Below are 12779 nucleotides of genomic sequence, written 5' to 3' on the forward strand. Positions count from 1 at the left end.
TTTACAGACATCTCGTTCGATTATCGGTGACCGAACGGTCGTTCTGGCAGCTCAGGCGGGTGTGCGGCCGCCCGCTCACGGAGCGGGACGGAGCCCCACCCCTGGGTGACGGGGGCGGGGCGGGGCGCTGACCTGGGGTCGGTCCCTCCCCGTTCACCGAACGTCCACCAAAGCTGACCGGATAGTGACGTCCACCCTGCCGCTCCGGCCCGCCCGTGCATGAATCCGGCGCGCCGAAGCATGCGGAGGGGATGGAATGCGTGATGTACGAGGAACGGTCCGGCCGTTCGGAGACGGTGGAGTGCGGGCTGGAGGAGGAGGCCTGTGACCGGGTCCTGAAGCGGCTGCGCGAACTGGGCGAGGGCGAGTTCGGCTGGGTGCGCCTCGTCGACCCGGCGGAGGCCGAGGTGGTCCGGCTGGCGGAGGGGCTGGGTCTGCACCCCCTCGCGGTCGAGGACGCCGTCCAGGCGCAACAGCGCCCCAAGCGGGAGCGGTTCGGTGACGTGCTGGCCGTCGCGCTCAAGACGCTGTGGTACCTGGAGGACGAGACGGCGGTCGAGACCGGGGAGATGATGCTCTTCGTCGGCCCCCGCTACGTCCTCACCGTGCGGCACGGCCCCGTCGACCCGGCCGTCGAGGCCGCCCGGCGGCTCGCGGCGAACCCGGACATGCTCCGCTTCGGTCCCCTGTCCGTCCTGCACGCCGTCCTCGACGTGGTCGTCGACGCCTACAGCGACTCCGCCGAGAAGGTGCGCACCGCGTTGACCACGCTGGAGGACTGCGTCTTCTCCACGACCCGCGTGGACCACACCCAGGCGATCTACTCCCTCAAGCGGGAGGTGCGCGAGTTCCGCGACGCGGTCCAGCCGCTTGTCCCGGTCCTCCAGGGTCTCCTCAGCGACCCGCGCCAGGACGGCCGGGAGAGCCGGTCCGGGCAGTGGAGCCGGGACGGGCACGAGGGGCACACCGGACAGGAGGGGTCGGACGGGCAGGACGGACCGGCGCGGTGGGACGGGCCGGACGGACGGGGTCCGCGGGTCCACCACCTGCCGAAGGCGCTGCCGTACTTCCGTGACGTCGCGGACCACCTGAACCGCACCGACACCGAGGTCCGCTCGCTCGACGAACTGCTCAACTCGGTCCTCGACGCCCAGCAGGCGCGCGTGGGAACGTGGCAGAACGACGACATGCGCCGCATCTCGGCCTGGGCGGCGATCTTCGCGATCCCCACCATGGTCGCCGGCGTCTACGGCATGAACTTCGAGCACATGCCCGAACTCGGCTGGAGCTACGGCTACCCCCTCGCCCTCGCCCTGATGGCCCTGGCGTCCGGGGCCCTCTACCGCGCCTTCCGCCGCAACGGCTGGCTGTAGCCGGTGCGTCGGCGCGGCCCCGGCCACGGGCGGAGCCGCGCCGCGGCCTCACACGCCGGCGGGGGCGGGGGGCCTCGGGTGGCGGCTCCCGGCGGCGCGGGCGCCCAGGGCCTGGAGGAGGCGGACGTACGGTGACCAGCGGGCCGGGCGGGTCACGCCGCCCGTGCAGGCGAGTTCGGCACGGTCGAAGGCGTCCTCCAGGCAGGCGTCGTGCAACGGGCGGAAGGCCAGGGGCCAGGTGATCCGCGCCCAGCCGCCGGTGGTCATGGTCAGGGTGTGGTGCAGCCGGGTACGGCCCGGGCCGGCGGGCAGGACGGCGAGCTCGTGGAAGCCGCGGAAGCCGCGCGGCCGGGTGAACTCGAAGCGGATCCAGCGTCCGGGGACGTACCCGGTCACCGTGTACCCCACCGGCCAGTGGCCGCCCACCGCGCCGGGCCCCAGCGGGCGGTCGAACTCCATCGGCGACCAGTCGCGGCCGGGCCACAGGAGGTCGCCGTCCCCGCTCGCGAGGGTGTCGATCACTGCGCCGACCTCGTCCTCCGTGGCGGCCAGCAGGCGTTCGTGCACGTTGTGGACGCCCATGGCGCCCTCCCCTCATCCGTATTGGAGACATCCCTCCAATAAATCAGAGGCTACTCTCTGATTCATGGCGAGACCACCCCGCTTCGACATCGACCAGCTGCTCGACGCCGCCGTCCGGCTCGCCGCCACCGGTGGACCGCCCGCCGTGACCATGTCGGCGGTCGCCCACGCCGTCGGCGCCCCCAGCGGCTCGGTGTACCACCGCTTCACCGGACGCCCGGCCCTCCTGGCCGAGGTGTGGCTGCGGACCGTCGAACGCTTCCAGGCCGGCTACCACGCCGTCCTCACCGGCGAGAGCGACCCCCACCGAGCGGCGCGCGCGGCCGCCCGGCACGTGGTGGCCTGGAGCCGCGGGAACCCGGACGAGGCCGCCCTCCTCCTCTACGGCGCCGCCGACTTCGGCCGCGCCGACTGGTCCGAGGAGCACACCCGACGCGCCGACCTGGGCAACCAGCGGGTGTACGCCTCCCTGACGGCCCTCGCCGAGACCCTCGGCGCCACGGACGCGCGGGGCCGCGACCGCGTCGCCCTGGCCCTGGTCGACCTGCCGCTGTCCCTGGTCCGCCGGTACCTGCGCGCCGGCGAACCCCTCCCCCCGCACGCCGAGGACCTCACCGAGGAGTGCGCGGTCGCCCTGCTGACGTGACGTCACCGGCCGCCGTGCCGGGTGCGCCGCGCCCCGCCGGCAGGCGTCCGTCCCCCCGGTGGACGTGCGTTCCTAGCGCGCGTCCCACGGGGGTGGGGGCGGGGCGGTCAGGAGTTGGCCCAGGGCCGTGCCGCGCTCCGTGGGGTGCAGGCGCACCTGCTTGCCCCGGCGTTCCCGCAGGAGGAGGCCGGCCGCCTCCAGGTGCCGGCAGTGGTACGTCGCGGTGCTGATCCCGACGTGGAGGTGGTGGGCGAGCTCGGTGACCGTCGGCCTGCCGGGCAGGTTCCTCAGGATCTCCGCGCGGACGGGGCCGAGGACCAGTGACAGCCCGTCGGCGTCCGCCCCTTCGCGCTTCCCGCGTCGGCCCCCGGCGATGCGGCCCAGGCCGGGCACGGCGTAGCCGATCCAGAGGACGTCGTCGCGGTCTGCTCCGTACATGCTCGCCGTGTACCCGGAGGCCAGGGGCACCAGGACGAGCGGCCGGCGGCCGAGGTCGGCGAGCCCCCGGGGGCACGCGTGGGGCAGCCGGAGGGCGCCGTCCTCGTAGCGCACCCCGCAGTCGAGGCTGGTGAGGAGTCCGTCCAGGCCGCCGGTCACGGCGGCCAGGCCGATCCGTTCCACCTCGCGGCCGATCAGCACGTCCGCCCGGCGCCACAGCGGGGCGAAGGACTCCCAGGCCGCACCGACGACCCGCCGGTAGGAGGCGAGGAACGCGGCGGGATCGTCCAACAGGGGCCGCCACGCGGCGAGGGAGGGCGGAGCGGGCCGGAAGTCCGCCACTTCCGATGCCAGGAGGTCGGGATCGAGGTCCGCGAGCTGCGCTTCGAGCGTGGGCATGTCCGACGCGCCGAGGTCCTCGACGAGGGCGAGGCGGTCGGGGATCCAGCACGAGCGGGAGGCCAGGGCGGGGGCGACGAGGGCCGCGTCGCGCGGCGGGAGCGCGCGGCGGACGGTGTCGCGCCACGCGGCGGGCACTCCGTGGGTGCGGCCTCCGAAGGCGTCCTTGAGCAGGGAGAAGAGGGTCGCTCCCGGGTGTCGGCTCACGCGGACGTTCACGCGGTCCACCGCCCCGAGCCGCACCGTGTACCCGTCGTGCCCGTCCGACATCGGCTCCCCCAAGCGTCGGTGACGTTTCGAGGATAGGTGAAAGCCACGCTCCCGGCGGGGCGCCGTCGCGGCGGTGACGGCGACCCGGTCGCGGGCTGCCCCCCGAGGGACGCCCCGCGACCGCGGCGGCCACGGGCGCGATCGGCTTCGTCGGCTTCGTCGGCCTCGCGGCCCCCACGCGGCCCGCGCCCCTCGTCGGCCGGCCGCCACGCCCGGGTCCTGTCGGTCGCGATCCTCCGGGGGACCCTGCTCCGCACCGCCGACCCGGTCGGCCGCCCGGCCCTCGCGCCGACCCGCTCGGCGCCGACCTGGTGACGCCGGCGCTCGGCACGCCGTACCTCCCGTACCTCCCGGTCCGCACCGCCTCTGGGGGTCACTGCTCGGCGTCCCGTGACCGTCCCCGCCGCCGCGGCGGACGGCTCCGCGCAGCGGGCGGCGCTGACAGACCGTCGGCCTTCCTGATCCCCCCGGGCCACGCGCCGCTCACCGGGGGCGAGGCAGCCGCCGGAGCAGGGCACGGAGGGCGAGGCGTGTCCGGTGGGGGGGGGCTCAGCTCACCGGGTGAGGACCCAGGTGGTCGTGCACAGTGTCGCCGAGGTGACGAGGGAGGCGACGCCGAGGCACAGGAGGCGATGCCGCAGTCGGGTGTAGCGGGCGGTGTACTCGGCCCGCAGGGCGACGCAGTGGTCGGTGACCGTCCGCAGGGCCTCCCGGGACAGCCCGACGCGCTCCTCGGCGTGGAGGCGGGCGACCTCCTCGTGCTGGGCGGTGGTGAGCCACGGCATGCGACGGGCGAACGCCTCGCCCCCCTCGCGGGCCTCGCGCAGTTCCGCCTGGGCGAGGAGGTGGCCCTCGACGCGGTTGATGCCCGCCGCCACCTCGTGGCCGGTCACCGGGGTGGCTCGCGTCACCGGCGCTCACCCCGGCCCCGCGCGGTGGACGTCTCGCGCCCGGGCCCGACGATGTCCCGGCGTCCGCCCGTCTCCACCGACCGGTGACGTCCGCCGGTCGGCGGAGACGGGCGGGCGTCACCGGGCACGCGGGCGGAGGGCTTCGTGGTCATGGTGGTGGTCATCGTCATGCGGGACCTCGTCCGGGGTGGTCGGCGGCGGGCGCGGGCGCGGGAGGGCCCTCCCGGTGCTCCGTCGCACCATGGCAAACGCGACGGCCGATCGCGTGCCACGACGTCCCCGATGGGGCCGTTCGGGTGCGGCGCGGCCGCAGGTGCGGAGCCGTGCCGTGGCTGTCGAGGGAGCCTCACCTCCCCTCCGCCGGCCTCCCCGGCCGCCCTGGCCGCCGGGGAGGCGGGCCTCCCCCGGGAGGCGCCGACCCGTCGCGGGGACCCGTCCCCGGCCCTACGTCGCACGCCCGATGCGGGCCCTCGGCATGATCGGTAACGTCCCGGCCATGCAGACGACCGAACCGCCCCGCGCTCCCGAGGACCGCCGGCGCGACGTACTGGCGAGGCTGCGGACGGAGCGGGACGTGTGGGTCGCCTCCGCCGGCGGTTCCGGCCTTCCGTACCTGGTGCCGCTGTGGTTCCTGTGGGACGGGGAGGCGGTGTGGCTGGCGACGCGGGCCACCAACCCGACGGCCGGCAACCTGCGCGACCACGGCCGGGTGCGGCTGGCGCTCGGGGACACGTATGACGTCGTCCTCGTCGACGGCACGGTGGAGGTCTTCGGCGCCGGGGACGTACCGCCCGCGGCGGCGGACGCGTACGCGGCGCGGCACGGGTGGGACCCGCGGCGTGAGCCGCGCGCCTACGCCTACCTCCGGGTGCTGCCGCACGCCGTGCAGGCGTGGCGAGGCGAGCACGAGCTCGCCGGCCGGCACCTCCTGCGCGACGGCGAGCGGCTGGGCGGGGGCGAAGGGCCCGGCGGGGGCGGGCGGCCGGACAAGGACGAAGGCGGAGGTCGGGGGTGACTGTCGGCTCGGTGAGGGGCGTCCGGGCGGGGGTGTCACTCGACGGGTGGCCGCCCCGGCGTCATCCTCGCCACCGCGTCCGTCCCGCCGGCCCTGCCGGTCGCGCCCGTGCCGCCCGTCCTGCCGGTGCCGCCCCTCCCGCTCGTACCGCCGGTCCTGCCGGTCCCCCCGGTCCCGCCGTCCGCCGTGCGGTGGACCATGGCGGCGGCCACGTCGCGGAGCTTGACGTTCGTGTGCTGCGACAGGGACACCAGGATCCGGAAGGCTTCGTCGGGGCCCACACGCCGCTCGGCCATCACGATGCCGACCGCCTGGTCGATCGTGGCGCGGGATCGCAGCGCCGTCCTCAGCTGCGCGTTCTCCGTCTCCAGCGCCGCGAGCCTCCCGCGGTCCGCGGCCGGGCCGTCCGGAAGTCGGGCGCCGCGGGCCTGGCCTGCGGTGACGTCCTCGACCTGCACGAGCAGCCCGGTCACGGTCCCGTCGCCGTCGAACAGGGCACTGCTGCGGAAGGTCCAGTACCGATCGGCGCGGCCGGTGGGACCGTCGGTGGACGGTACGCGCACCCGCTGAGGGGGCGTCACGTCCGGGCGGTGCAGGCGCAGGACGCGGCGCAGGGAGGCACCGAGCACGGCCGGTACGCTCCCGCCGCGCCCGGGCCGGTCACGGTCACGGTCACGGTCGGGACGGTCGGTGCCGGGACCGTGGCGGACGCCGTCGCCATCGGCCGGGGCGTCGGCCGAGGTGCCGGGCGGGGCGTCGGTACAGGTGCCGGGCACAGCGTCGGGCAGCACGTCCAGGAGGCTCCGGCCGACCAGTTCGTCGCGTTCGCGGCCCACCGCCCGCAGGTACGCCGGGTTCACGTCCAGGACGGTCGACACCGGGCTCAGGAGCACCATGGGTGACCGGGCGGCGAGGAAGACGCGTTCGTAGTCGTCCTGACGCGGCGTGATCCGACGCACGGCACAGCCCCGCACGCGACGTCCTTTCTGGCGGCGAGTCGGCGACGACCTGCTCCGCATGCCCCGGCTCGCGCCGGTGACACACCGGCGTGCGCGCGGCCACCGGGGTCGGGCACGCCCCGACGTGGAGTCGGGCGCGTGCCGGAGGGGGATGCTCAGACGGCGACGTGTACGGGATGCCCGGACGCCGATCCGTCCGGGCGCCCGCCGTGCCGAGGGGGCGGCACGGCGGGTGGTACGGCGGGGGCGCACCGCCCTGCACGGCGCCTTCGAAGCCGTTCCTCGGCCATTCGCGCCGTACAGCCGACATGCGTGCGCGCGGAAGGGGAAGTCGGTACGGACCTTCAGTTCCGCACGCAGGAGAGGGGAGAGGGGACATGCCCGCCGAACGCGACGGCGCGGACGAGGAAGCCGGCATGCTGAACACCCTGAGCATCGAGCAGACCTGGCAGTTCGACGGGGCGCTCGGCGACGTGGCGGAGGCCCGTCAGGGCGCCGCCGCCTTCCTCCACGGCCTGGAACGCATCCAGGCTCCGCGGGCCCCGGACGCTCTGGACGACGTACTGCTGGTGGTCACCGAACTCGCCCTGAACGCCTTCACCTTCGCCCCCGGACCGTTCACGCTCCAGCTGCGCGCCGTCGCCGACAGTGTGCACGTGGCGGTCACCGACACCAATCCGGCCGTGCCGCGGCCCCGGCCGTTCGACCTGGAGGGGCGCGGCGGCATCGGCTGGCACCTGATCGGCGCGCTCGCCGAGCAGACCGTCACCGTGCCCGGCCCGGAGGGGAAGACGGTGCACGTCTTCCTCCCCTGGTGATCAGCCGGGCCGGCACCCGGAGGGAGGCGACCGCAGACCGCCCCGGCGGGCGCCCGGCAGGCGTCCCGATGGGGGCGGTCACGGTGCGGTCGGCGTCGTGGACTCCGGCAGCCGCCGGCTCCGGCGGGGAGTCCGGTCGTGGACTCCCCGGGCCGGGGCGGTGGCTCAGTTCGTCGCCAGCATGCCCTTGCGCAGCTTCGCGAGGGTCCGCGACAGCAGACGCGAGACGTGCATCTGGGAGCAGCCGAGCTGCTCGCCGATCTGCGACTGGGTGAGCTCCTCGACGAAGCGCAGGTGCAGGATGCGCCGCTCGCGCTCGTCGAGGTCGGCGACCAGGGGGGCGAGGCTGTGGAAGTCCTCGACCAGCTCCATGGCGTGGTCCTCGACGCCGATGAAGTCGGCGAGGGCCGCCTCGCCGTCCTCGCCGTCGCCGGTGACGGCCGCGTCCAGGGAGCTGGAGTTGTAGGCGTTGGAGGCGAGCCGCGCCTCGATGACCTCGTCCTCCGTGAGGCTCATCAGCTCCGCGAGCTCCTTGACCGTCGGGGTGCGGCCGAGCCGGCTGCGCAGCTCCTCGGTGGCGCGGGCCAGCTCGACACGCGCCTCCTGGAGGCGGCGCGGCACGTGGACGGCCCACGACGTGTCGCGGAAGAACCGCTTGATCTCGCCCATGATGTAGGGGACGGCGAAGGTGGTGAACTCCACCTCACGGGAGATCTCGAACCGGTCGATGGCCTTGATCAGGCCGATCATGCCGACCTGGACGATGTCCTCCATCTCGTCCGCGCCCCGGCTGCGGAAGCGGCCGGCCGCGTACCGGACGAGCGACATGTTCATCTCGATCAGGGTGTTGCGGACGTCCTGGTACTCGTGGGTGCCCTCCTCCAGGGAGGCCAGGCGGTCGAGGAAGAGCCGGGTCATCGCCCGTGCGTCCTTCGGGGCGACGTTCTTGGGGTCAGCCGGCTTCCGCAGCTCGGCAATGTGCTCCGTCTTCGTACCGGCCAGAACCGCGGTCATGCCTGCATCCCTCCCTGGGTGGTCGCCCTCGTCCGTCTGTGAGGGCCTGTGGGCCGCGCATACCCGGTTCCACACGAAGCATGCTCATCTTTTTTTCCGCCCGTCGCCGAATCCCGCGCCCGGGGCCCGGAGGACCCCGCGTCGAGCGGTCGGCGGGACCCTCGGCCGGGCCTCCGATCCGCCCCGCGCATCTTCCCGGACGTGACGCGACGGCGGTGGTTCGGGGCGACGGCACCGGGAAAACGGTCCGCAGTCCGTACCGCCGTACCTACCCCGCACCGCCCCAGGAGGCCGACGTGATCCGCTCCGAGACCCGTGGCAGCCATGACACGGACAGTGACGCGGAGAGGCGCAAGCAGCGACTGCGAAGACGACTGGAACGCCTGATCGGGATCGCCGCCACCGAGGGCAACGACCTCGTTCCCCTGCGCAACGGGGACGAGATCTTCCCCGCGATGCTCGGCGCGATCCGGTCGGCCGAGCACACCATCGACATGATGACCTTCGTGTACTGGCGGGGGACGATAGCCCGGGACTTCGCGGCCGCGCTGGCCGACCGGGCCCGCGCCGGGGTGCGCGTGCGGCTGCTCCTGGACGGGTTCGGCGCCCGGCTCATCGAGCGGAGCCTCCTCGACGACATGGAGGACGCCGGCGTGCAGATCGCCTGGTTCCGCAAGCCGGTCTGGCTGTCGCCGTTCAAGCAGAACCACCGTTGCCACCGCAAGGCGCTGGTGGTCGACGAGCGCACCGCGTTCACCGGGGGCGTCGGGATAGCCGAGGAGTGGTGCGGCGACGCGCGCGGTCCCGAGGAGTGGCGCGACACCCACGTGCGGATCGAGGGACCCGCCGTGGACGGCATCGCCGCGGCGTTCGCCCAGAACTGGGCGGAGTGCCACGACGAGCTGTACGACCACCGCGACCGCTTCACCGAGCAGCCGCAGCCCGGCACGTCGGTCGTGCAGGTCGTGCGGGGCTCGGCGAGCATCGGCTGGCAGGACATGCAGACGCTGGTGCGGGTCATGCTGACCTCGGCGGAGGAGCGCTTCCGCCTCGCCACGGCCTACTTCGCTCCGGACCCCTACTTCGTCGACCTGCTGTGCCGGACCGCCCGGCGGGGCGTGGCGGTGGAGATCCTGCTGCCCGGCCCCCACACCGACCAGCGGGCCTGCCGGATCGCGGGGCAGTCCCACTACACGGAGCTGCTGGCGGCGGGCGTGGTGATCCGCCAGTTCCAGCCGACCATGATGCACGCGAAGGTCATCACGGTGGACCGGGTGGCGTCGCTCATCGGCTCGACCAACTTCAACCGGCGGTCCATGGACCACGACGAGGAGGTCATGCTCGCCGTCCTCGACGAGGAGTTCACCGCCACCCTCGACCGGCACTACGACGAGGACGTGGCGCGCAGCGAGGCCGTCGACCTCACCCGCTGGCGGCGCCGCGCCGCGGCCCAGCGGCTGCGGGAGGTCGCCGTCACCCCCATCCGCCGCTTCCTGTGACGCCGCCCGACCGGTACGCACCGACACGCGTTGGTACGTAACGGTGCGGGAGGTGGGTGCAGGTGTACGCAATACGTGGCGGTACGCGCGGTGTGCCCGGCAGGTGTCGGCTGGTGCGTCCGGCGGGGGCTCCGGGATCCGGACCCGGAGCCCCCGCCCGTCCGGGCCGTACGCAGGGAGAACGGCCCGAAAGCGGGTAGTCGGGTCGCACGCGTGCGGCCCGGCTGTCCCCGGCCGCCCGGCCGAGGAGAGGCGGGAGGCGCCATGCCGGAGCAGCACAAGGAGCCGGAGGAGCCCCGGCAGGAGGACCGCAGGACCGACGCCCCGGCGGCGGCCCGCCTGGAGCGGACCGCCGCCGAGGTGTTCGGCTGGCAGGAGCTGCGGCCGGGGCAGCTGGCCGCGATGGAGGCGGTCGTCGCGGGCCGCGACACCCTGGCGGTCATGCCGACCGGCGCGGGCAAGTCCGCCGTGTACCAGGTGGCCGCGCTCTGCCTGCCCGGCCCCACGGTCGTCGTCTCCCCGCTGATCGCCCTCCAACGCGACCAGATCGCCGGGCTCCTCGACCGTGGCGGGCCGGACGGCGTCGCCGTCAACTCCGCGCAGCCCGCCGGGGAGACCGCGGCCGCCTGGGACGCGGTGCGGCACGGGGACGCCGAGTACCTGTTCCTCTCCCCCGAGCAACTGACGAAGGACGAGGTCGTGGAGCGCGTCGCCCAGGCGGCGCCCTCGCTGTTCGTCGTCGACGAGGCCCAGTGCGTCGCCGCCTGGGGCCATGACTTCCGCCCCGACTACCTGCGCCTGGGCGGGGCGATCGAGCGGGTCGGCAGACCCCCGGTCCTCGCCCTGACGGCCACGGCCGCTCCCCCGGTCCGTGAGGAGATCGTCCGGCGGCTCGGCATGGACGACCCCGCGCTCGTCGTCGCCGGCTTCGACCGGCCGAACATCACCCTTGAGGTGGAGCGCTTCCCCGACGACGCGGCCAGGCGCCGGGCCGTGGTGGAGCGCGCCGCCGCCGAACCGAAGCCCGGCATCGTGTACACGGCGACGCGCCGGGACGCCGAGGAGTACGCGGCGGAGCTCGCCGCGCTGGGCCTGTCGGCCGCCGCCTACCACGCGGGGCTGCGCGTCGGCGAGCGGTCCCGGGTGCACGACGCGTTCCTCGCCGGTGAGGCGGACGTGGTCGTCGCGACGTCCGCGTTCGGCATGGGCATCGACAAGGAGGACGTGCGGTTCGTGCTCCACGCCTCCGTGCCGGGCTCCCCCGACGCGTACTACCAGGAGATCGGCCGGGCGGGCCGCGACGGGCGGCCCGCGGTCGCGGTCCTCCACTACCGGCCGCAGGACGGCGGCCTCCAGCACCTCTTCGCCGCCCGCACGCCCGACGAGGAGACCATCGGGCAGGTCGCGGAACACATCCGCGACGCGGGCGGCCCGGTCGCGCTGGATGACGTCGGCGAGCGCGCGGAGCTCTCCCGCCGCCGGGTGACGGCCGCCGCGAACCTGCTGGAGGAGGCGGGCGCCGTCCGCACCGACACCGCGGGCGAGGTGCGGGCCGTGCCCGGTGTGACACCCGTGGACGCCGCCGCGAGGGCGGCGGAGGCGGCCGAGGCGCGCCGCAGGCTGGAGCGGTCGCGGCTGGAGATGATGCTCGCCTACGCGGAGACGACGGGCTGCCGCCGCCGCTTCCTCCTCGGCTACTTCGGTGAGCCCTACGACCCGCCGTGCGGCGCCTGCGACGTCTGCGAGCCGGCCCCGTCGGACGCGCCGGCGGCGGACGTCACCGCCGGGGCGACCGGCGCCGGCCCCGGGGACGGGCAGGACGGCCCTCCGGCCCACCCGGCGGGGACGGCGGTGCGGCACAGCGAGTGGGGCGACGGCACGGTGATGAGCGAGGAGGGCGACCGGATCACGGTCCTCTTCGACACCATGGGCTACCGGACGCTGTCCCTCACCGCGGTCACCGACAACGGCCTGCTGACGGCCCGCCCGGAGCCCTCCCGCTGACGCGGCCGGCCGCCCCGGCCCGGCCGCTCGGCACCGCTGCCCCGGCCGGGCTGACGGGCGCCGTCGACCCGGTCGGACTGCCGGGCGCTGTGGGCGTGGCGGGGCCGGCCGGGCGGGAGGGGGCGGCGGCCGTGGCGTCAGTCCGGTACGCGCCCGGCGCGGCCCGGCGGCGTCACGGCCCACCGGGGCGGAGGGTGTCGTGGGCACGGGGGCCGGGTGGCAGGTGGACCACCACGAGCGCGGCGAGGGCGAGCAGCACGTTGCGGGCCGCCGCGTCCAGGCCGTTCCACTTCGACGACTGCCACATCGCGAACCACTCGCCGCCGATGGCGAGGAAGCCGAGTCCGAAGAGCAGCAGCACCATCACCAGCCCGGCGGTGCTCGCCGCGCGGGCGCGGTCGGCGCGGTCGGCGGGGCCGCGGCGCAGCGCCCGGAACCACAGGCCCGTGGCGTACAGCAGGACGGCCGCCGTCACCGTCTCCCAGGCGATGACGGCGACGTAGGCGGTGTTCTGCAGGGCGGGCGACTCGATCGCCCGCCACATCAGGTCCGGGTCGCGGAAGGTGGTGTCCATGGCCAGGACGTGCTGGACGAACTGCTGGTTGGTGCCGAAGTCGGTGATGTTGCCGAACGCCACCAGGGCCATGTGGACGGCGACGGTGGCCGTCATCGCGGTCGCCGCGACCGGCAGGACGCCCGGCAGTCGCCGCCCGCTCCGGCGGGCGCCCGCCCGGTCCCCGCCGGCGGGCGTCGCGCCGGCGGGCCCGCCGCCCGCACCGCCCGTGCCGTCTCCGTCACCGGCCCGGCCCACGCGCCCCGCGCCGCCCACGTCGCCCGCTCTCACGTGCCCT

Annotated in this window: 12 protein-coding genes; 6 read left to right on the plus strand and 6 right to left on the minus strand. The window is 75.1% G+C overall.

Translation table 11 applies throughout. From position 1 onward, the window contains the following. The first annotated feature begins 263 nt into the window (after positions 1-263). Entirely contained in the window at positions 264-1373 is a 1110-nt protein-coding gene (locus ACF053_RS04680) for a magnesium and cobalt transport protein CorA (protein ID WP_391952463.1), read from the plus strand. A 48-nt stretch (positions 1374-1421) separates the two neighbouring features. On the opposite strand, the gene ACF053_RS04685 is transcribed toward ACF053_RS04680, so the two are convergent. Next, positions 1422-1955, minus strand: coding sequence for an SRPBCC family protein (locus ACF053_RS04685; protein ID WP_391952464.1), 534 nt, complete (start codon positions 1953-1955; stop codon positions 1422-1424). Between the two features lie 64 nt (positions 1956-2019). Between ACF053_RS04685 and ACF053_RS04690 the strand changes: the two genes are divergently transcribed. Then, positions 2020-2601, plus strand: coding sequence for a TetR/AcrR family transcriptional regulator (locus tag ACF053_RS04690; RefSeq protein WP_391952465.1), 582 nt, complete (start codon positions 2020-2022; stop codon positions 2599-2601). Between the two features lie 72 nt (positions 2602-2673). Here the strand turns inward: ACF053_RS04690 and ACF053_RS04695 are convergent, their stop codons facing one another. After that, positions 2674-3708 (minus strand): helix-turn-helix domain-containing protein, encoded by a 1035-nt coding sequence (locus ACF053_RS04695; RefSeq protein ID WP_391952466.1) that lies wholly within the window; start codon positions 3706-3708, stop codon positions 2674-2676. 554 nt (positions 3709-4262) lie between these two features. Further along, the gene (locus tag ACF053_RS04700) at positions 4263-4619 is read right to left on the minus strand and encodes a hypothetical protein (RefSeq protein WP_391952467.1); all 357 of its coding nucleotides are present in this window, start codon (positions 4617-4619) and stop codon (positions 4263-4265) included. 496 nt (positions 4620-5115) lie between these two features. Between ACF053_RS04700 and ACF053_RS04705 the strand changes: the two genes are divergently transcribed. After that, positions 5116-5634, plus strand: coding sequence for a pyridoxamine 5'-phosphate oxidase family protein (locus ACF053_RS04705; protein ID WP_391952468.1), 519 nt, complete (start codon positions 5116-5118; stop codon positions 5632-5634). A gap of 35 nt (positions 5635-5669) precedes the next feature. Here ACF053_RS04705 and ACF053_RS04710 read toward each other — a convergent pair whose 3' ends face one another. Further along, positions 5670-6608 (minus strand): ANTAR domain-containing protein, encoded by a 939-nt coding sequence (locus ACF053_RS04710; RefSeq protein ID WP_391952469.1) that lies wholly within the window; start codon positions 6606-6608, stop codon positions 5670-5672. A gap of 362 nt (positions 6609-6970) precedes the next feature. Here ACF053_RS04710 and ACF053_RS04715 point away from each other — a divergent pair, with 362 nt between their 5' ends. Then, the gene (locus ACF053_RS04715) at positions 6971-7411 is read left to right on the plus strand and encodes an ATP-binding protein (protein ID WP_391952470.1); all 441 of its coding nucleotides are present in this window, start codon (positions 6971-6973) and stop codon (positions 7409-7411) included. Positions 7412-7576: 165 nt separating this feature from the next. Here ACF053_RS04715 and ACF053_RS04720 read toward each other — a convergent pair whose 3' ends face one another. Continuing rightward, positions 7577-8425: an RNA polymerase sigma factor SigF gene (locus ACF053_RS04720; RefSeq protein WP_391952471.1), complete on the minus strand. Its 849-nt coding sequence runs from the start codon at positions 8423-8425 to the stop codon at positions 7577-7579. A gap of 296 nt (positions 8426-8721) precedes the next feature. Between ACF053_RS04720 and ACF053_RS04725 the strand changes: the two genes are divergently transcribed. Beyond that, positions 8722-9924 (plus strand): phospholipase D-like domain-containing protein, encoded by a 1203-nt coding sequence (locus tag ACF053_RS04725; protein WP_391952472.1) that lies wholly within the window; start codon positions 8722-8724, stop codon positions 9922-9924. Positions 9925-10188: 264 nt separating this feature from the next. Then, positions 10189-11928: a RecQ family ATP-dependent DNA helicase gene (locus tag ACF053_RS04730; RefSeq protein ID WP_391952473.1), complete on the plus strand. Its 1740-nt coding sequence runs from the start codon at positions 10189-10191 to the stop codon at positions 11926-11928. A gap of 172 nt (positions 11929-12100) precedes the next feature. Here the strand turns inward: ACF053_RS04730 and ACF053_RS04735 are convergent, their stop codons facing one another. Beyond that, positions 12101-12631 (minus strand): DUF2165 domain-containing protein, encoded by a 531-nt coding sequence (locus ACF053_RS04735; protein ID WP_391952644.1) that lies wholly within the window; start codon positions 12629-12631, stop codon positions 12101-12103. Between the last annotated feature and the right edge of the window lie 148 nt (positions 12632-12779).

The sequence above is a fragment of the Streptomyces kanasensis genome (genome assembly GCF_043077165.1).
Classification (GTDB): Bacteria; Actinomycetota; Actinomycetes; order Streptomycetales; family Streptomycetaceae; genus Streptomyces; species Streptomyces changanensis.

What these genes read in the sequence shown, in the direction of transcription:
- ACF053_RS04680 (WP_391952463.1), top strand. Translation starts at nt 264, where the DNA reads ATGTACGAGGAACGGTCCGGCCGTTCGGAGACGGTGGAGTGCGGGCTG.
- ACF053_RS04685 (WP_391952464.1), bottom strand. Translation starts at nt 1,955, where the DNA reads ATGGGCGTCCACAACGTGCACGAACGCCTGCTGGCCGCCACGGAGGAC.
- ACF053_RS04690 (WP_391952465.1), top strand. Translation starts at nt 2,020, where the DNA reads ATGGCGAGACCACCCCGCTTCGACATCGACCAGCTGCTCGACGCCGCC.
- ACF053_RS04695 (WP_391952466.1), bottom strand. Translation starts at nt 3,708, where the DNA reads ATGTCGGACGGGCACGACGGGTACACGGTGCGGCTCGGGGCGGTGGAC.
- ACF053_RS04705 (WP_391952468.1), top strand. Translation starts at nt 5,116, where the DNA reads ATGCAGACGACCGAACCGCCCCGCGCTCCCGAGGACCGCCGGCGCGAC.
- ACF053_RS04715 (WP_391952470.1), top strand. Translation starts at nt 6,971, where the DNA reads ATGCCCGCCGAACGCGACGGCGCGGACGAGGAAGCCGGCATGCTGAAC.
- ACF053_RS04720 (WP_391952471.1), bottom strand. Translation starts at nt 8,425, where the DNA reads ATGACCGCGGTTCTGGCCGGTACGAAGACGGAGCACATTGCCGAGCTG.
- ACF053_RS04730 (WP_391952473.1), top strand. Translation starts at nt 10,189, where the DNA reads ATGCCGGAGCAGCACAAGGAGCCGGAGGAGCCCCGGCAGGAGGACCGC.